The organism is Microbacterium sp. SORGH_AS_0505 (genome assembly GCF_030818715.1).
In the GTDB taxonomy this organism is placed as follows: Bacteria; Actinomycetota; Actinomycetes; order Actinomycetales; family Microbacteriaceae; genus Microbacterium.
The window spans coordinates 844,075-861,891 of sequence record NZ_JAUTAT010000001.1 but is presented as its reverse complement, the minus strand read 5'-3'; the positions used below and the strand labels follow the sequence as shown (position 1 = coordinate 861,891).

15 protein-coding genes are annotated in these 17,817 nt (G+C 71.6%); 9 read left to right on the top strand and 6 right to left on the bottom strand.

Going from position 1 to position 17,817, the window contains the following annotated elements:
* The first annotated feature begins 17 nt into the window (after positions 1–17).
* Positions 18–653: an NADPH-dependent F420 reductase gene (locus QE428_RS04210; protein WP_091357415.1), complete on the top strand. Its 636-nt coding sequence runs from the start codon at positions 18–20 to the stop codon at positions 651–653.
* 81 nt (positions 654–734) lie between these two features.
* Here QE428_RS04210 and QE428_RS04205 read toward each other — a convergent pair whose 3' ends face one another.
* Positions 735–2,111: an MFS transporter gene (locus tag QE428_RS04205; RefSeq protein ID WP_307463384.1), complete on the bottom strand. Its 1,377-nt coding sequence runs from the start codon at positions 2,109–2,111 to the stop codon at positions 735–737.
* 172 nt (positions 2,112–2,283) lie between these two features.
* Here QE428_RS04205 and QE428_RS04200 point away from each other — a divergent pair, with 172 nt between their 5' ends.
* Positions 2,284–3,861, top strand: coding sequence for an aldehyde dehydrogenase (NADP(+)) (locus QE428_RS04200; RefSeq protein ID WP_307463381.1), 1,578 nt, complete (start codon positions 2,284–2,286; stop codon positions 3,859–3,861).
* 18 nt (positions 3,862–3,879) lie between these two features.
* Here the strand turns inward: QE428_RS04200 and QE428_RS04195 are convergent, their stop codons facing one another.
* Positions 3,880–4,863 (bottom strand): 2-hydroxyacid dehydrogenase, encoded by a 984-nt coding sequence (locus QE428_RS04195; RefSeq protein ID WP_307463378.1) that lies wholly within the window; start codon positions 4,861–4,863, stop codon positions 3,880–3,882.
* A 284-nt stretch (positions 4,864–5,147) separates the two neighbouring features.
* Between QE428_RS04195 and QE428_RS04190 the strand changes: the two genes are divergently transcribed.
* The 4 genes from QE428_RS04190 to QE428_RS04175 are packed head-to-tail and all read left to right on the top strand — an operon-like array spanning position 5,148 to position 9,429.
* The gene (locus tag QE428_RS04190) at positions 5,148–6,707 is read left to right on the top strand and encodes an ABC transporter substrate-binding protein (protein ID WP_307463375.1); all 1,560 of its coding nucleotides are present in this window, start codon (positions 5,148–5,150) and stop codon (positions 6,705–6,707) included.
* Between the two features lie 41 nt (positions 6,708–6,748).
* Positions 6,749–7,726 carry an ABC transporter permease gene (locus QE428_RS04185; protein ID WP_307463372.1) on the top strand — a complete coding sequence of 326 codons (978 nt, stop codon included), beginning with the start codon at positions 6,749–6,751 and terminating at the stop codon, positions 7,724–7,726.
* Entirely contained in the window at positions 7,719–8,687 is a 969-nt protein-coding gene (locus QE428_RS04180) for an ABC transporter permease (RefSeq protein ID WP_307463369.1), read from the top strand. Before QE428_RS04185 ends, QE428_RS04180 begins: the two co-directional genes overlap by 8 nt.
* A gap of 10 nt (positions 8,688–8,697) precedes the next feature.
* Positions 8,698–9,429: a sulfite exporter TauE/SafE family protein gene (locus tag QE428_RS04175; RefSeq protein WP_091357390.1), complete on the top strand. Its 732-nt coding sequence runs from the start codon at positions 8,698–8,700 to the stop codon at positions 9,427–9,429.
* Positions 9,430–9,434: 5 nt separating this feature from the next.
* Here the strand turns inward: QE428_RS04175 and QE428_RS04170 are convergent, their stop codons facing one another.
* From QE428_RS04170 to QE428_RS04160, 3 genes are read right to left on the bottom strand one after another with little or no spacing between them, the layout of a single operon-like run.
* On the bottom strand, positions 9,435–10,388 hold the full coding sequence (locus QE428_RS04170) for an NAD(P)-dependent oxidoreductase (RefSeq protein ID WP_307463365.1): 954 nt from the start codon (positions 10,386–10,388) through the stop codon (positions 9,435–9,437).
* Between the two features lie 7 nt (positions 10,389–10,395).
* Entirely contained in the window at positions 10,396–11,673 is a 1,278-nt protein-coding gene (locus QE428_RS04165) for a glucarate dehydratase family protein (protein ID WP_307463364.1), read from the bottom strand.
* A gap of 8 nt (positions 11,674–11,681) precedes the next feature.
* A complete protein-coding gene (locus QE428_RS04160; RefSeq protein WP_091357380.1) occupies positions 11,682–12,614 on the bottom strand; it encodes a 5-dehydro-4-deoxyglucarate dehydratase in 933 nt (310 codons plus the stop codon).
* Between the two features lie 119 nt (positions 12,615–12,733).
* On the opposite strand from QE428_RS04160, the gene QE428_RS04155 reads away from it, so the two are divergent.
* The 3 genes from QE428_RS04155 (at position 12,734) to QE428_RS04145 (ending at position 16,843) form a co-directional block, all read left to right on the top strand.
* Positions 12,734–13,675 (top strand): LysR family transcriptional regulator, encoded by a 942-nt coding sequence (locus QE428_RS04155; protein ID WP_091357378.1) that lies wholly within the window; start codon positions 12,734–12,736, stop codon positions 13,673–13,675.
* A gap of 82 nt (positions 13,676–13,757) precedes the next feature.
* A complete protein-coding gene (locus QE428_RS04150) occupies positions 13,758–15,104 on the top strand; it encodes an enolase C-terminal domain-like protein (RefSeq protein WP_307463357.1) in 1,347 nt (448 codons plus the stop codon).
* Complete coding sequence (locus QE428_RS04145; protein WP_373457696.1) at positions 15,101–16,843, top strand: dipeptide ABC transporter ATP-binding protein; 1,743 nt, start codon at positions 15,101–15,103, stop codon at positions 16,841–16,843. The genes QE428_RS04150 and QE428_RS04145 overlap by 4 nt, the downstream gene beginning before the upstream one ends.
* 7 nt (positions 16,844–16,850) lie before the next feature.
* Here QE428_RS04145 and QE428_RS04140 read toward each other — a convergent pair whose 3' ends face one another.
* Positions 16,851–17,621 carry a response regulator transcription factor gene (locus QE428_RS04140; RefSeq protein ID WP_307463352.1) on the bottom strand — a complete coding sequence of 257 codons (771 nt, stop codon included), beginning with the start codon at positions 17,619–17,621 and terminating at the stop codon, positions 16,851–16,853.
* Between the last annotated feature and the right edge of the window lie 196 nt (positions 17,622–17,817).

The window sequence follows — 17,817 nt, the reverse complement described above, 5'->3', positions numbered from 1 at the left end:
ATGCGTTTCCCCGACGTATGACACACGTAGGAATCATCGGAGCAGGTCACATCGGTTCGGCTGTCGCGCGCGGACTGGTCGCGCAGGGGCACCAGGTCGCGATCAGCAACTCGCGCGGTCCCGAGACGCTCAGCGATCTCGTCGCCGAACTCGGTGAGAACGCTCAGGCCATGACCGCAAAGGATGCCGCAGCATTCGGCGAATGGGTCGTCGTCACCGTCCCGCTGAAGGCCATCGACGACCTCCCCGTCGACGAGCTAGCCGGCAAGATCGTCGTCGACACGAACAACTACTACTGGGAGCGCGACGGCCACATCGCCGAGCTCGACGAGAAGAAGACCACGACCTCGCGCATGCTGCAGGAGCGCCTGCCGCAGTCGACCGTCGTGAAGGGGTTCAACCACATCCCCGCCGCCGACATCACCACCGACGGCGCCCCCGCCGGCACGCCCGGCCGTCGCGCACTGGCGACCTCGAGCGACTCGGCCGACGCCGTCACCTTCATCACCAAGGTCTACGACGACTTCGGCTTCGACACCGTCAACGTCGGCGGCCTCGACGAGAGCTGGCGCGTCGAGCGCGACCAGCCCGCCTACGTCATCCGCCAGAACGCCGACGAGCTGCGCGAGAACCTCGCCCGCGCCGAGCGCTGAGCCCCGGCATCCCCGTCGAGCCGACGCGATCTGCACTCATCTTCTTCGGATGGATGCCGATTGCGTCGGCTCGACGCGCAGTCAGGAGATCTCGCTCTGACGTGCCTTTACGGGGAGCATGAGCAGGAAGCCGGCCGCCAGGACGAGCACGATGCCGAGGATCCCGAGCCGCGTGTCGCCGGAGAGACCGACGAAGAGCGCGAACAGACCCGGCGCCAGGAACGACACCGCGCGACCAGTCGTTGCATAGAGGCCGAAGATCTCGCCTTCACGACCTTCGGGCGTGATGCGGGCGAGGAAGGTTCGAGAGGCCGACTGGATGGGTCCGACGAAAGCGCACAAGATCAGGCCCGCGATCCAGAAGCCGATCTGCGCCGTGCCTATGAAGAGGACGGCGGTACCTGTCGCAATCAGTGCGACCAGCGACGCCATGATCACGTTCTTCGAGCCGAAGCGGTCGTCGAAGCGGCCCGCGACGATGGTCGAGATACCGGCGACGACGTTCGCGGCGACGGCGAAGTAGAGCACTCCCGACGGGGTGAAACCGAACACCTGCGCGGCGATGATGGCACCAAAGGTGAATACGCCGGCGAGTCCGTCGCGGAAGACCGCGCTCGCGAGGAGAAACGCGAGGACCTGACGGTCGCGGCGCCACAACTTCGTGAGCGTCTCCCAGAGGACCCGGTAGGACCCGAAGAAGCCCACGCGGTTCGCGCGCTCGCGTGCGGGGATCTCGGGAACGCGCACCAGCACGGGGATCGCGAAGATCCCGAACCACACCGCCGACGCGAGGACGGCGAGGCGGATGTGCAGGCCCGCGTCGGTCGTCACCCCGAGAGGCCCCGGGCTGTCGATGAGGCCGATGAAACCGACGAGCAGGATCACGAGGAGCACGATCCCGCCGACGTAGCCCATGCCCCAGCCGAAGCCCGAGATGCGACCCATGTTCTCGCGACTCGACACCTGCACGAGCATGGCGTTGTAGTTGACGCCCGCGAACTCGAAGAAGACGTTGCCGACCGCGAGGAGCGTCGCGCCGAGGATGAGATATCCCGGCGCGCCCTCGACGAACACCATCGCGGCCATGGCGAGGACGACGACGAAGGTGTTGATGCCGAGCCAGAGTTTGCGCCGCCCGGATCCGTCGGAGCGCTGTCCGAGTACTGGAGCGAGGACGGCGATCAGGATGCCCGCGATCATGAGCGCGGTGGCCACGACGCTCGCATTGCCGGCGAGAGCACGGACGAGGGCCGGATCCGACGCGTCGCCGTCCGCCGCCGACACGACCGAGGGATCGACGAACAGGGAGCTCGCGAGAAAGGTGCTGAAAACGAAGGTCGTGACGACGGCGTTGAATGCCGCCGACCCCCAGTCCCACAAGGCCCAGGCCACTACGCCGGGTCGGGAGGGGGCGGCGGTGGCGGGGATCTCGGGCGTCCCGCCGGTGGTGCGCGTCATGAGCCGCACCCTACCCCGCGGCGGGGTCTTCGCGGTGACGCCGCGGGTGCGGCTCCGGAGAGCCGGGCGGATGCCGCATCCGCATCGGACGATGCAACATCGGCCACGGCGGGGGTCGGGGCCGCTCCTACGCTGGAACCGGGGCGACGTCGCGCCCGGGAAACGGAGCATCATGGAGCGCACACTCTCCATCCACTCGATCATCGCGGGGGCGCCGGTCGCCGGCTCCGGCGAGGAGATCTCGGCCGTGGCCGCCTTCGACGGCGCACCGCTCGAACCCGCCTACCGGGCGACGAGCTCCGAGGAGTTCGAGCGCGCCGCATCCGCAGCCGCCGACGCGTTCGACGCCTACCGCGCGACCGACCACGAGACGCGCGCCGCCTTCCTCGAGCGGATCGCGGACGCGATCGAGGCGCGCGGCGCCGAGATCACCGAGCGCGGCGTCGTCGAGACCGGCCTGCCCGCGGCGCGCCTCGAGAACGAGCGCGGCCGCACGACCGGCCAGCTGCGCCTGTTCGCCGCCGTCCTCCGCGAGGGCAGCTGGGCGGGTGCGCGCATCGACCGCGCACTGCCCGACCGTGCGCCCGCGCCGCGGCCGGACCTCCGCCGCCGCCTCGTGCCCCTCGGCCCGGTCGCCGTCTTCGGCGCCAGCAACTTCCCGCTCGCGTTCTCGACGGCCGGCGGCGACACCGCGTCGGCGCTCGCCGCCGGGTGCCCCGTCATCGTGAAGGCCCACCAGGGGCATCCCGGCGTCGCATCGCTCATCGGCGACGCGATCGCCGAAGCCGTCGAGGCGTCGGGACTGCCCGGCGGCGTGTTCTCGCAGGTCTTCGGCTCGGGCCGGGACATCGGCCAGCGCCTGGTCGCCGACCCGCGGATCGCCGCCGTCGGCTTCACCGGCTCGCGCGCGGGCGGGCTGTCCCTCGTCCGCACCGCACAGCAGCGCCCCGTGCCGATCCCGGTCTACGCCGAGATGAGCAGCATCAACCCCGTCGTCGTCCTGCCCGCGGCCGTCGAGGCCGACGGCGGGGCCATCGCGGCCGGGTACGTCGACTCGCTGACGCTCGGCTCGGGGCAGTTCTGCACGAACCCGGGCATCCTCGTGGTGCCGCGCTCCGCCGCAGGAGACGAGTTGCTGGGTCGCGTCGCCGAGCTCGTCCGCGGCCGGACGGGGCAGACCATGCTGACCCCCGGCATCCACTCCGCCTTCCGCGAGGGCGTCGACGCGCGCCGAGCCGCCGACACGGCGATCGTCGGCGAGGGTGCGCCCGGCGAGGGCCCCCACGCGCCTGCGCCGATCGTGTTCGAGGCGGATGCCGCATCGTTCGGCGACGCGCTGGCCGACGAGGTCTTCGGCGCTGCGGGACTGGTCCTGCGGTACGACTCGGCCGAGCAGCTGCACGGCCTCGTCGCCGGCCTCGAGGGGCAGCTGACCGCCACCGTCTTCGCCGCGGAGGCCGACCACGAGGTCGCCCGCGGCCTGCTCCCGGTGCTCGAGCGGCGCGTGGGACGCATCCTGTTCAACGGCTGGCCGACGGGGGTCGAGGTGACGTGGACGATGGTCCACGGCGGACCGTTCCCGGCGACCTCCGACTCGCGCAGCACGTCGGTGGGCGCCGCCGCGATCGAACGCTTCCTGCGGCCGGTGGCGTACCAGAACGTGCCCGCCGGGCTGCTGCCCGAGGTCGTCCGCGACGACAATCCGTGGGGCGTCCCGCAGCGCGTCGACGGCGGGATCGTGCTGCCCTGACGCCGGCGCCGCCGCGCGCTATCGGGCGAGCGCGGCGGTCTCGGGGACCGGTGTGACCAGCCGGCCGTCCGCGAGGTAGGCGCGCAGGTTGTCGAGCACGAGAGCCGCCATGTCGGCGCGGGTGTCGACGGTGCCGCTGCCGAGGTGGGGGAGCAGCACGACGTCGTCGCGACCGAGCAGGGCGCTCGGCACGTGCGGCTCGTCGGCGAAGACGTCGAGCCCGGCGCCGCCGAGGCGGCCCGCCTCCAGCGCGGCCACGAGGGCGTCCTCGTCGACGACCGACCCGCGGGCGATGTTGACGAGGTAGCCCTCCGGCCCCAGCGCGTCGATGACCGCGGCATCCACCAGGCCGACGGTGCCCGCACCGCCGGCGACGGCCACGACGAGCGCGTCGCTCTCACGGGCGAGGGCCACGGGGTCCGGAACGAACCGGTACGGCACGCCCTCGACGGGACGACGTCCCGAGTACGAGACCTGCACGCCGAAGGCGTCGGCCCGTGCGGCGATCGCGCGGCCGATGCGCCCGAGCCCGAGGATGCCCAGGCGCGAGCCCGAGAAGCGCCGTGTGAGGGGGAAGGCGGATGCCTCCCACCGCCCCGCGCGGACGAAGCGGTCGGCGGCCGAGAAGCCGCGGAAGACGTCGAGCAGGAGCCCCAGGGCGGTGTCGGCGACGCAGTCGGTGAGGACGTCCGGCGTGTGCGAGACGACGATGCCGCGACGGGATGCCGCGTCCACATCGGTCGTGTCGTAGCCGACGCCGAAGTTCACCACGGCCTCGAGGCGCGGCATCCGCTCGATGAGGTCGGCGTCGACGCCGGTGCGTCCGCTCGTGACGACGACCCGGGCGGCCTCGGCGACGGCGGCGAAGCCGGGGTCGGTGCGGTCCGCCGGCAGGAGCGCGGCGCCGAAGTCCTCGCGGAGAATCGCCGCGAGGCCCGGCAGCAGGGGGCCGACCTGAACGATCTCACCGGGGGCGGGACGGGATGCGGGGGGCGTCGTCATGCGGCCGATGCTAGGTTCGCGCAACGATGCGCGTCCAAGATCGAAAAGGCATGGATCGATCCGCTTACGACATGTAAGCCCGCGATCCGCGTGATCCTGCGGAAGACGGCGGCGCGGTGGCGTCCGAGAGAGCCGTCCCTCGGAATCGCGCGGAATCCCGCGGGTCCCGGCGTATTGACCTGACTCGGCGGTCTTCCACATCCTGGGACCGTCTCCGACCCGAGAGTGCCCCACCGGCTCCGGACCCGCGATGCCGCAGGAGACTCGATTCTGGAGGAACAACGATGTCTTCTTCTTCTTCACCCCGAACCCGCCGATTCGCGGGAGTCGCCGCCGGCGCCGCCGCCGCTGTCCTGTTCACCGGATGCGCCGTCGCGAACTCCGAGGGAACGTCGACCGGCGCCGACAGCGACGCCCTGCGCGTCGTGCTCTCGCAGGAGCCGCCGACCCTCGAGCCCTGCGAGGCGAACCTGACCTCGACCGGCGTGGTGGTGCGCAGCAACATCACCGAGCCGCTCGTCGAGCGCGACCCCACCACCGGTGAACTCGACCCGCTGCTGGCGACCGCGTGGGAGCAGACCGGCGACACCGAGTGGACCTTCACCCTGCAGGAGGGCGTCACCTTCCAGGACGGCTCGCCCTTCGACGCCGAGGCCGCCGCGTTCTCGATCGACCGCGCCGTCAACTCCGACCTCGGCTGCAACGTCGAGGGCTACGTCTTCGGCGACGACGACCTGGGCGTCGAGGCCGTCGACGACACGACCCTCGTGATCACCACTCCGAGCCCCGACCCGATCCTCCCGCTGAAGCTCTCGTTCATCGAGATCGTGCCGACCTCGACCGACACGTCGGCGAAGGTCCGCGAGCCGATCGGCACCGGCCCCTACGCCGTCGCGCAGTGGGATGCCGGGACCCGCCTCACGCTCGAGCGGTACGACGACTACTGGGGCGACGCCCCGGAGTTCGCCTCCGTCGAGTACCAGTGGCGTGACGAGGGCACCGTGCGCGCGGCGATGATCACGAGCGACGAGGCCGACGTCGCGACCGGCCTGAGCGTCGACGACGGCATCGGCGACCTCGGCGTGGCGTACCCGAACAACGAGACCGTGGCGCTCCGCTTCACCGGCGACATCGCGCCGCTCGACGACATCCGCATCCGTCAGGCCATCAACTACGCGGTCGACCGTGAGGGCATCGTCTCGTCGCTCTACCCCGACGGCGACGTCGTGGCCGCGCAGCTGATCCCCGAGGGCGTCGTGGGCCACAATCCCGACCTCGAGCCGTGGGAGTACGACCCCGAGCGCGCCGCCGAGCTGGTGCAGGAGGCCGCCGCCGACGGCGTGGCCGTCGACACCCCGATCACGCTCGTCGCCCGCAACGCGCAGTTCCCGAAGGTCGGCGAGATGGCAGAGGTCCTGCGCGAGCAGATGGCCGCGGCGGGCCTGAACGTCGAGCTGCGGATGGTCGACACGACGCAGCACCTGCAGTACCAGCTGCGTCCGTTCGTGACCAACGAAGGGCCGATCGCCCTGCTGGTCCAGCACGGCAACCAGGCCGGTGACGCGCAGTTCACCGTCGAGCAGTACATGTCCTCCACGGGCGCGCAGAGCACCTTCGGCACGGACGAGTTCGACGCGATCCTGGACGCTGCCTCGCAGCTGTCGGGCGACGAGCGCCAGCAGGCCTACGCCGACATCTTCGAGTACCAGAACGAGGAGATCGTGCAGTTCTCCTTCATCGCCCACCAGACCGGCATGCTCGGCATCTCCGACCGCGTGTCGTACGAGCCGAACTCGGCCTCGGGCGACGAGCTGCGGATCTCGCAGGTCACCCTGGCCGGCTGACGCCGAGTCGTACCGCTCGCCGAATTCGGGAGGAATCAGCCATGTGGAGCTACCTGCGCGGACGCATCCTGCAGAGCGCACTGCCCCTGGTCGCGGTGGTGCTGGGAGTCTTCCTCCTGGCGCGCCTGACCGGCGACCCCGCCAGCCTCTACCTGCCGCTGAACGCGACGGAGGACATGAGGGCCGACTTCAGCGAGCGGTACGGGCTCGACAAGCCCGTCTGGGCGCAGCTGGGCGACTACCTGGCCGGCGTCGTCCGGTTCGACTTCGGCGTCTCGATGCGCACGGGAGAGCCCGCAGCCGACATGGTGCTGCGGGCCTTTCCGGCCACGCTGCAGCTGGCCGCTGCCACGATGCTGCTCGCGGTGATCATCGCGGCAGTGGTCGGGTGCTGGGCCGCGCTGAAGCCGAACGGCGCCGCCGACCGGGTGGCGAGCTTCACCTCCATGACCGCGGCCAGCGTGCCGGACTTCTGGCTCGCGATCATGGGCATCTGGATCTTCGCCATCTGGCTGGGCGTGCTGCCCACCTCGGGCACCACGGGAGCGGCGGCGTGGATCCTGCCGGTCGCCGTCCTCCTCATGCGCCCCGTCGGCGTGCTGACCCAGGTCGTGCGCGGCTCGATGGTGACCGCCCTCGGGCAGCCGTACGTGAAGGTGGCGCGCAGCAAGGGCGCGGGCGAGTTCCACATCGTCTCGCGTCACGCGCTGCGGAACGCGGCTGCCCCTGCGCTCACCGTCGCCGGGGACCTCACCGTGGGCTTCATCAACGGCGCTGTCGTGATCGAGTCGATCTTCGGGTGGCCCGGCATCGGCAAGCTGATGATCGACTCGATCCTCATGCGCGACTTCCCCGTGCTGCAGGCCGCCGTCCTGCTCACCGCGATCGCGATCTTCGCCCTCAACATCCTGATCGACGTCTGCTACGCACTGCTCGATCCGCGGGTCCGCCCCGCGGCGAAGCGACGCCGGACGTCCAAGCCCACCACCGAGTCGACGAAGGAGCCGGCCCATGTCTGACCTCCCGGCCACGCAGAACATCCTCGCGCTCGAGGACCGCGCTCAGACGGGCCGGCGGGCGAGCCTGTTCCGGATGCTGTTGAACGACCCGGTCGCCACGGCGGCCGCCGTCATCCTCATCATCGTCGGCCTGACCGCGATCGTCGCGCCGCCCCTGCTCGGCGACCTCGCCCGCGCGCAGGATCTCGGCGCCCGCAACCTGCCCCCCTTCAGTGTCGCTGAAGGCTGGCAGTACATCCTCGGCAGCGACAGCCTCGGCCGCAGCATGATCGCGCGCATGATGGTCGCGGCCGGCACGACGCTCGGCGTCGCGGTGCCCGCGGTGCTGGTGGCAGCCCTCGTCGGTTCGGCCTGGGGCATCTGGGCCGGCTTCCACCGCGGCTGGCGCGAGGCGGTCTCGATGCGCATCGCCGACGTCATCATGAGCTTCCCGTCGCTGCTGCTCGCCGTCGTCGTGCTGTACATCTTCAACCCGAGCGCGGCGAACATCGTGCTGGTCCTGGCGGTCACCCGCATCCCGGTCTACCTCCGCACCGCACGCGCCGAGGCGGCCGAGCTGCGCTCGCGCATGTTCGTCGACGCGGCGCGCAACTTCGGCACGCGTCCGAACGCCGTCATCCGCCGGCACATCGTCCCGAACGTCCTGCCGACCCTCGTCACCCTCGCCACGCTCGAGTTCTGCTACGTCATGCTCGCCGAATCGTCGCTCAGCTTCCTCGGCATCGGCATCCAGCCGCCGGACGTCAGCTGGGGCCTCATGGTCGCGCAGGGACGCGAGTACCTCTCGCAGGCGTGGTGGCTGTCGGTCCTGCCGGGCCTCGCGATCGTCATCACGACCGTGGCGGCGAACGTGCTGGCCGCGTGGCTGCGCCTCGCGACCGACCCCGGTCAGCGCTGGCGGCTCGCTTCGAAGGGGCGCCGCCGGTTCATCGGCCGGGTGACGCCGCGCGCCACGCGTTGAGGACCGTCCGGTGAGCGTCGAGGCGCTCCTCTTCCTCGCGCTCATCGTCTTCGTCGCCTCGTGCCTGCAGGCCGCGATCGGGTTCGGGCTCGGCATGGTCGCCGCCCCCTTCGTCGCGATCGTCGACGCGTCGCTCCTGCCGGCGGTCGTCATCATGCTCGCGATCATGGTGTCCGCGGTCATCGCGGTGGTCGAGCGGGCCGCGCTCGATGTGCGGGGCGCGGGGTGGGCGCTCGTCGGACGGGTGCCCGGCAGCATCCTCGGTGCGGTCCTCGTCGCCGTCGTGTCGGCCCAGGCCATCGGCTGGCTCGTCGCCGCGACCGTCCTCGTCGGCGTCGTCGCGTCCCTCCGGGGATGGATGCCGCGGGTCACCCGGACCACGCAGGTCGTCGCCGGGGGCCTCTCGGGGGTCATGGGCACCGCGACCTCGATCGGCGGTGCGCCGATGGCGCTCGTCTGGCAGGGGTCTGACGGACCGCGCCTGCGGGGCACGATGTCGGCGTTCTTCCTCGTCGGGTCGGTGGTCTCGACGATCGCGCTGGCGGTGCTCGGTCAGATCTCCCTGCACACTCTGCAGGTCACGGGCCTGCTGGTGCTCCCTGCGGCGCTCGGCATCGTCGCGTCGCGCTTCGCCGTCCGCCACCTCGACAAGCGCCGCGTCCGTCTCGTCGCGCTCGGCGCCTCACTCCTCGGCGCGGTGCTGCTCATCGGCACGCAGACGGCCGCGCTGCTCGCCGGCTGAGCGGCTCAGCGCACGCGGCGCTCGAGTGGCGCGCCGGCGGCGAGCAGCTCGAGGTTGCGAGCGATGTCGGCGGCGCGTGCGGCGAAGACCTCGCGCGCGTGCCCCGAGTGGTGCGGGGTGAGGACGGTGTGCTCGAACGCGGCCAGGCGGGCGACGGATGCCGGTGCCTCGGCGCCGGTCGGAGCCCCCCACCAGACGTCGATCGCGGCCCCGGCGAGCCGGTCGCCGGCCAGCGCCTCGCAAAGCGCGTCGAGGTCGATGACCGGACCACGCGCGACGTTGACGACGATCGCGCCCGGCGGCAGGAGGGCCAGCTCGTGCGCCCCGATCGCGCCGCGGGTGGCGTCGCTGAGCGGAATGGTCACCACGAGCACGTCGGATGCTGCGAAGAACGAATCGCGCTCGTCCTCGCCGTACACCGTCGCGTCCGTGACGCCGTCGGGCAGCGCTCCGGTCACATGCCGGCGGAGGAATGCGATGCGCATCCCGAAGGCCTGCGCGAGCCGGGCGACGGCGCCGCCGATCTCGCCGGCGCCGGCGATGCCGATGGTGCCTCCGGCGAGCGCGCGGTGGAACGGCACGTCGTCCGTGTTCATGACCGTGCGCCACGCCCCGGCTCGCATCTCGGCATCGGCCTGCCGGGCGCGGCGACGGAGCATGAGCGTCGTCATGAGCACGTGCTCGGCGATCGCCTCACCGTGGTGACCGGTGTTGCACACGGCGGCACCGTCCGGCACCGACCCCGGCTCGAGGCGGTCGACGCCCGCGCCCGTCACGTGGACGAGACGGAGGCGCCCGGCATCCCTCGTCATCGCCGGCGTCAGCCGCGAGCAGACGACCGCGTCGGCGTCGGCGAGCGCGTCGGCGATCTCGTCGTCGGTCGCTCCGGGCAGCAGCACGACGTCGCCGAGGACGGCGGCGAAGCCGCTGATGACGGGATCGGTGACGACGACCTTCACGACGGGGTCACCACCGCGGGCTGGCGAGCGTGTAGTCGGGGACGTGCCGCTGCATGTAGCCGGTGTCGTCCCGCTCGCGGATACCGGAGTCCAGGTACTGGCGGTGCAGCCGCTGCAGGGCGTCCTCGTCGAGTTCCACCCCGAGGCCGGGGCCGGTCGGCACGGCGACCGCGCCGTCCGAGAACGACAGCGCGCCCGGGACGATGACGTCCTCGTCCGCGCGCTTCCACGGCCAGTGCGTGTCGCAGGCGTAGTCGAGGACTTCGGTCGCCCCCGCCAGGTGCACCATCGCGGCGAGGCTGATGCCGAGGTGCGAGTTCGAGTGCATCGACAGCCCCCAGCCGACCGTCTCGGCGATGCCGGCGAGCAGGCGTGAGCGCTCGAGTCCGCCCCAGAAGTGGTGGTCCGAGAGGACGACGTCGATCGCGCCGGCGCGGACCGCGGGTGCGACGTCGGCGAAGCTCACGACGCACATGTTCGTGGCGAGCGGGATGCCGGTGCGCGCCCGCACCGCGGCCATGCCCTCGATGCCGGGGGTCGGGTCCTCGAGGTACTCGATGACGCCGGTGAGCGCGTCGGCGACCCGCACCGAGGTCTCGACGCTCCACGCGCCGTTCGGATCGATGCGCAGCGGATGCTCGGGGAACGCGTCGCGCAGGGCCAGGACGGCCGCGATCTCGTCGTCCGGGTCGAACACGCCCGCCTTGAGCTTCAGCGCGCCGAACCCGTACTCGTCGACGATCCGCCGCGCCTGCGCGACGATCCCCTCGGGGTCGAGCGCCGGTCCCCAGGCGTCGGCGGGCGAGCCGGGGTGACCCTCCCATTTGTAGAAGAGGTAGCCGCTGAAGGGCACCGTCTCGCGGACGGCGCCGCCGAGCAGATCGCTCACCGGCAGGCCGAGCGCCTTGCCGCGCACGTCGAGGGCTGCGACGTCGAACGCCGACAGCACGCGGTCTGCAGTGCTGCTGCCGGTGACCATGCCCGACATCCCGTGGCCGCCGGTGCCCGTGTCCGAGCGCAGCGACGCGCGGACACGGGCACGCAGCTCGTTCGTCGCGAAGACGTCGCATCCGATCAGCAGCGACGCCGCGGCTTCGAGGCGACGGAGGTGCCCCTCGTCGCCGTAGGTCTCGCCGAGTCCGGTCAGGCCGCTCTCGGTGCGGATCTGCACGATCGCGCGCAGCGCGTACGGCTCGTGGACCCCGACGGTGTTCAGCAGGGGGAGGTCGGCGAAGGCGACCGGTACGACCCGGACGTCGCGGATGGCGTGCTCGGCGCGGCGCACGATGGGCCTCAGCGCGCGGCGACGAACGAGTCCGCCAGCACGCGGCGGGCGTCCGAGACGAGCTGCTCGAGGTGGTCGGCGTGCTCCGGCAGTGCGTCGACCAGGGGAGGTCGGACGTGCCCGGCATCCACTCCGGTGAACCGCGTGACACCCGCCTTGATCAGCGAGACCGCGTACCCCGGGACGAGGTTCCGAAGCCGGACCAGCGGGTGGAAGAACGCGGCGTCGAGCGCTGCGATCGTCGCGGTGTCCTCGTTCTCGACCGCGGCGAAGTACGCCAGTGCGATGTCGGGCGCGAAGGCGAAGGATGCCGACGAGTACAGCGGCACGCCGATCGCCCGGTAGGCCACCTGCGCGATCTCGGCCGTGGGGAGGCCGTTGAAGAACTGGAAGTCGGCGGCACCCGGCACGTCGCTGTCGCGGACGGCGCGGATGATCCGGGTGATGACGTCGATCTCGCCGACGCCGTCCTTCAGCCCGACGACGTTCGGGATGCGGGCGATCTCGAGGGTCGTCGCCTCGGTGAAGCGCGCGGTGCCGCGGTGGTAGGCGATGATCGGCAGGCTCGTCGCCGACGCCACGCGTCGGACGTACTCGACGAGCCCGGCGTCGGGACCCGCCGTGAGGTACGGCGGCAGCAGCAGGATGCCGGTGGCCCCCGCGCGCTCGGCGACCTGCACCTGCTCGATCGCCGCCGGCAGCGGACCGCCCGCGCCGACGAACAGCGGGGTGCGCCCGCCGATCACGGCGGCGCTCGTCTCGACGACCGTGGCGTAGTCGGTCTGCCCGAGCGCGTGGAACTCGCCCGTGCCGCAGGCGGCGAAGATGCCGCCCGGCCGGTGCTCGAGGCCCTGGGCGATGTGGTCGCCGAGGGCGACGCGGTCCACGGTGTCCTCCCGGGTGAACGGGGTCACGGGGAAGAAGAGGATTCGGTCCAGCACGGCAACTCCCTAGATCCTCGGCCCGCTCCGATGCGGAGGCCGATCACGCTCGACGCTAGGGTTGCGATGGATACAGTCGCAAACCATAATTTGCACCGATTGATATCGGGAGGGTATGGATGCTGTCGCTCGTCCAACTGGAGTGCTTCGTCGCCGTCGCGGAGGAGCTGCATTTCGGCCAGGCCGCCGCCCGGCTGCGCATGACCCAGCCGCCGCTGAGTCGGCAGATCCAGCAGCTAGAGCGCGAACTCGACACCCGCCTGTTCGAGCGGACCAGCCGCCGCGTGCAGCTGACGGAGGCCGGCCGCACCCTGCTCCCGAGTGCCCGGCGCATCATCGACCTCGCCGCCAAAGCCACCGCCGACGTCCGCTCGGTCGGGCACGGGGCGTCCGGCACGCTCACCGTCTCGTACACGGCGATGGCGGGGCAGAGCGTGCTGCCCGCGTTCCTGCGGCGCGCGGCGCGCGAGCTGCCCGGCGCGACGCTGCTGCTGCGCGAACTCGTGACCGCCGATCAGATGGAGGAGCTCGAGAAGGGGACCGTGGACGTCGGCCTCCTGCGGCCGATCGTCGAGCGGCCCGGGGTCTCGTCGCGGTCCGTCCTCGACGAGAAGCTCGTGCTGGCCGTGCCGTCCGATTCCCGACTGGCGGAGCTCGCCGACCCGATCTTCCTCTCCGACACGAGCGACCAGCCGCTGCTCATGTACTCGCCGGGCGGCGCGCGGTACTTCCACGACCTGCTGCTGTCGATGTTCGTCCGCGCCGGCGTGCACCCGCGCATCGTCCAGTACGCCGGTCAGGTGCCGGCGCTGCTGGCACTCGTGAGCGCGGGTCTCGGGTTCACGCTCGTCCCGGAGTCGGCGCAGGGGCTCCCCATCGCGGGCGTGACCTTCCGGCGGCTCTCGCCGGACGACCGGTCCGACGACGTCAACCGGGTGCGGCTCGACGTCGCGTGGGCGACCGAGTCGACCAATCCGCTGCTTCCCGAGGCGCTGCGCGTTCTGGACGCGACGCTGGAGCAGCACGCCGCCGAGTCGGGGATCGATGCCGTCGGCGCATGAGTCGATGCCCTAACAGCCTTTGATGGCACCGGTCGGCTGTGCGTAGGGTGGGGCCACTACCGACGTCGAAGGCGAGGATCGGATGAGCACCCCCGTTGTGGTCTCCTACGACGTGATCCCCGTGGCGGGTCACGACAGCATGCTGCTGAACCTCAGCGGTGCACACGCCCCCTACTTCACGCGCAACCTCGTGCGCCTGACGGACGTCGACGGTCGCGTCGGCATCGGCGAGGTGCCCGGCGGCGAGCCCATCCGCGCCGCACTCGAAGCCTCGGGTGCGCTGCTCATCGGCACGCCCGTCGCGGCGTACCGCGAGACGCTGCGGTCGCTCGCGGCATTCCTCGCCCACCTCGACGCCGCGGGGCGAGGCGACCAGACCTTCGATCAGCGCATCGCCGTGCACGCCGTGACCGCCTGGGAGAGCGCGCTGCTCGACCTGCACGGCAAGCAGCTCGGCCTGCCGGTGAGCGCCCTCCTCGGCGACGGACGCCAGCGCGACGAGGTCGACGTGCTCGGCTACCTCTTCCTCATCGGCGATGCGGATGCCACGGACCTGCCGTACCTGCAGCCGGAGGGCGCCGCCGGGTCGTGGGAGGACGTGCGGCGCCGGACCGCCCTCGACGCGGACGCCGTCGTCGGGCTCGCCCGCGCCGCGCAGGAGCGTTACGGCTTCCGGGACTTCAAGCTGAAGGGCGGCGTCCTGCTGCCCGAGACCGAGGCCGACGTCGTCACGGCGCTCGCCGAGGCGTTCCCCGGTGCGCGGGTCACGCTCGACCCGAACGGCAGCTGGCCGCTCGCCGAGGCCATCCGGTTGGGCGGACGCCTGCGCGACGTGCTGGCCTACGCCGAGGATCCCGTAGGGCCTGAGGGCCGCTACTCCGGCCGCGAGACGATGGCCGAGTTCCGTCGGGCGACGGGCATGCGCACGGCGACGAACATGATCGCGACCGACTGGCGCGAGATGGCCCACGCGGTCCGCATGCAGGCCGTCGACATCCCGCTCGCCGACCCGCATTTCTGGACGATGGCCGGTTCGGTCCGCGTCGCCCAGCTGTGCGACGACTTCGGCCTGCAGTGGGGGTCGCACTCCAACAACCACTTCGACGTGAGCCTCGCGATGTTCACGCACGTCGCCGCCGCGGCCCCGGGGACGCCGACCGCCGTCGACACCCACTGGATCTGGCAGGACGGCCAGCGCCTCACGGTGCAGCCGCCGGTCATCCGGAACGGGCGGATCGCCGTCTCGTCCGCGCCCGGGCTCGGGGTCGAGCTCGACGACGCGCAGGTCGCCGCCGCACACGAGCTGTACCTGCGCGAAGGTCTCGCCGGTCGGGACGACGCGCACGCCATGCGCTACCTCGTGCCCGACTGGGAGTTCCACCCCAAGCGCCCCGCCCTGCAGCGATCCCAGCTGGAGCGCACCGCATGAGCACGCCGTCGTCTGCAGAGGAGTCCCCCGTGTCGACCACCACCACCGCGCCCCGCGCCGAGGCATCCGTTCCCTCTCGCACCGAGCGGGCCGTCCTCCTCGAGGTCCGCGACCTCACCGTGGCCTACCGCATGGGCGACCGCGAGGTCGAAGCCGTCCACCACATCGACCTGACGATCGGCGCGGGCGAGGTCGTCGCCGTCGTCGGCGAGTCCGGGTCGGGCAAGAGCACCATCGCGCACGCCATCATCAACCTCCTCCCGCCCAACGCGCGCGTGACGTCGGGGAGCGTGAGTCTCGGCGGCGACGACCTGACGGCGAAGCCCGAGGCGCAGTGGCGGAAGGTCCGGGGCAAGCGCATCGGCCTCGTGCCGCAGGACCCGTCGCTCTCGCTCAACCCGGTGCGCCGCGTCGGGCCGCAGGTCGCCGAGCCGCTCCGCATCCACAAACTGGCGACGCGCGCCGAGGCGAACGCCCGGGCGGTCGAGCTGCTCGAGATGGCGGGGATCACCCACCCGGCCGAGCGCGCCAAGCAGTACCCGTACCAGTTCTCCGGAGGGATGCGGCAGCGCGCCCTCATCGCGACCGCGCTCGCCGCACGTCCCGAGCTGATCATCGCCGACGAGCCCACGAGCGCCCTCGACGTCACGGTGCAGAAGCAGGTGCTCGATCACCTCGACCACCTCGCCGACGAGTTCGGCACCTCGGTCCTGCTCATTACGCACGACCTCGGCGTCGCCGCCGACCGGGCCGACCGCATCATCGTGATGAAGGACGGCGCGGTGGTCGATGCCGGGCCCGCCGCACAGGTGATCTCGTCGCCGACCGCCGAATACACGCGCCAGCTGATCGCGGCATCCCCCGACATCTCCTCGCATGTGCGCCGCGCCGAGGCGACGACCCGGCGCGGCCTCGACGACAGCGACTGCATCGTCCGGCTGTCGCACCTCGTGAAGACCTTCCCGCTGCCGGCCTCGTCGCGTCGCGACGGCGCGCGCGAGGTCACCGCCGTCGACGACATCTCACTCGACATCCGCCGCGGCGAGACGCTCGCCGTGGTCGGGGAGTCCGGCAGCGGCAAGTCGACGCTCGCGCGCCTCGTGCTGCGGCTCGAGGAGCCGAGCTCGGGCTCGATCGAGTTCGACGGCGCCGACATCACCGAGCTCGCACCGGCACCGCTGCGGCAGCTCCGGCGCAAGTTCCAGCTCGTCTATCAGAGCCCGTACGACTCGCTGAACCCGCGGCTGACGATCGAACAGCTCATCTCCGAGCCGCTGCACTCGCTCGGTTCGATCGACGGCGCCGCGCGGCTCCGCAAGGTGCGGGAGCTCGTCGAGCAGACCGCACTGCCGCAGGGCGTGCTCGCGCGCTACCCCGACGAGCTCTCGGGCGGACAGCGACAGCGCGTCGCGATCGCGCGTGCTCTCGCGCTCGATCCGGAGTTCCTCGTGCTCGACGAGGCAGTCTCGGCGCTCGATGTGTCGGTGCAGGCGCAGATCCTCGATCTGCTCATCACCCTGCAGGCCGAGCGCTCGCTCAGCTACCTCTTCATCACGCACGATCTGGGCGTCGTCGCCGAGATCGCCGACCGGGTGGCCGTCATGCGCCACGGACGCCTCGTCGAGGCGGGTGCGGCGGCGCAGATCCTGACGGCGCCGACCGATCCCTACACGCAGGCGCTCATCGCCGCGATCCCAGGGCAAGGTCGGCACGTGCGCCGGAAGGGCGCGTCGGTCTGAGACCGCGTCAGAGCTTCGCCGGCGCGAAGCGGTAGCCGATCCCGCGGACCGTCTCGATCCAGCGGCATCGCCGGGCCGTGCCGCCGAGCTTGCGCCGCAGATTCATGACGTGTACCTCGATGGCGTGCAGGTCGTGCGCGTTCACGTGATCGCCGTTGCCGCCGTTCTGGCGACGCAGCAGCAGCACGATCCAGGACTTCTCGAGGACGACGTCGGGGTTCCTGACGAGGGCCAGCAGCAGATCGAACTCCGACCGAGTGAGGTCGATGCGGCGGTCGGCGAGCTCAGCCCGACGGGATGCCGGGTGCAGCCGCAGTCCGTCGACGACGAGCCAGTCCGACTCGGTCGGCGGCAGGGCGTCGGCGGCGCCGAGCGTACGACGCAGGATCGCATCGAGCCGGGCGCGCAGCTCGAAGGGGCGCCACGGGCGCAGGATGTAGTCGTCCGCGCCACTGCGGAACGCCTCGACGGCGGCCGTCTCCTCGGTCATGTCCGAGAGGATGACGACCGATCCGGCGTGGAACGAGCGGATGCGGCGCACCACTTCGAACCCGTCGATCCCCGCAAGGGTGGTGTCGACGGTGACGAGGTCGGGCTGCAGGCGGTCGACGGCCTCGACGGCGGCGAAGCCGTCGGAGAACGAATGCACCTGGAAGCCGTGCTGCTGCAGCGTGGTGGAGAGGCGGTCGCGAGCCGTGCCGGCGTCCTCGACGAGGACGGCCACGCGTGTGACCGGTCCCAGGGTTCGCGCGGGAGCGGGGTGTTCGAGAAGAGTCATGTGTAGTCCGATGGGGTCCACGACTGTCGCTTCCCCCGCTTTCATTAAAATGCATTAATCTTCCGGCGCAACTCAGCGCGCCCCAGCACTACCTCAGCTTTGCCTCAGTTGCGGTCGGCGCCGTGTGTCGCTGCAGCCCTGCTGTCTACTCTGGCGAGGCGCGCTCGGACTGGGTGGGCACGTGCGCGCCCCGACC

What these genes read in the sequence shown, in the direction of transcription:
- QE428_RS04200 (WP_307463381.1), top strand. Translation starts at nt 2,284, where the DNA reads ATGGAGCGCACACTCTCCATCCACTCGATCATCGCGGGGGCGCCGGTC.
- QE428_RS04185 (WP_307463372.1), top strand. Translation starts at nt 6,749, where the DNA reads ATGTGGAGCTACCTGCGCGGACGCATCCTGCAGAGCGCACTGCCCCTG.
- QE428_RS04140 (WP_307463352.1), bottom strand. Translation starts at nt 17,621, where the DNA reads ATGACTCTTCTCGAACACCCCGCTCCCGCGCGAACCCTGGGACCGGTC.
- QE428_RS04210 (WP_091357415.1), top strand. Translation starts at nt 18, where the DNA reads ATGACACACGTAGGAATCATCGGAGCAGGTCACATCGGTTCGGCTGTC.
- QE428_RS04190 (WP_307463375.1), top strand. Translation starts at nt 5,148, where the DNA reads ATGTCTTCTTCTTCTTCACCCCGAACCCGCCGATTCGCGGGAGTCGCC.
- QE428_RS04150 (WP_307463357.1), top strand. Translation starts at nt 13,758, where the DNA reads ATGAGCACCCCCGTTGTGGTCTCCTACGACGTGATCCCCGTGGCGGGT.
- QE428_RS04145 (WP_373457696.1), top strand. Translation starts at nt 15,101, where the DNA reads ATGAGCACGCCGTCGTCTGCAGAGGAGTCCCCCGTGTCGACCACCACC.
- QE428_RS04155 (WP_091357378.1), top strand. Translation starts at nt 12,734, where the DNA reads ATGCTGTCGCTCGTCCAACTGGAGTGCTTCGTCGCCGTCGCGGAGGAG.
- QE428_RS04195 (WP_307463378.1), bottom strand. Translation starts at nt 4,863, where the DNA reads ATGACGACGCCCCCCGCATCCCGTCCCGCCCCCGGTGAGATCGTTCAG.
- QE428_RS04205 (WP_307463384.1), bottom strand. Translation starts at nt 2,111, where the DNA reads ATGACGCGCACCACCGGCGGGACGCCCGAGATCCCCGCCACCGCCGCC.
- QE428_RS04180 (WP_307463369.1), top strand. Translation starts at nt 7,719, where the DNA reads ATGTCTGACCTCCCGGCCACGCAGAACATCCTCGCGCTCGAGGACCGC.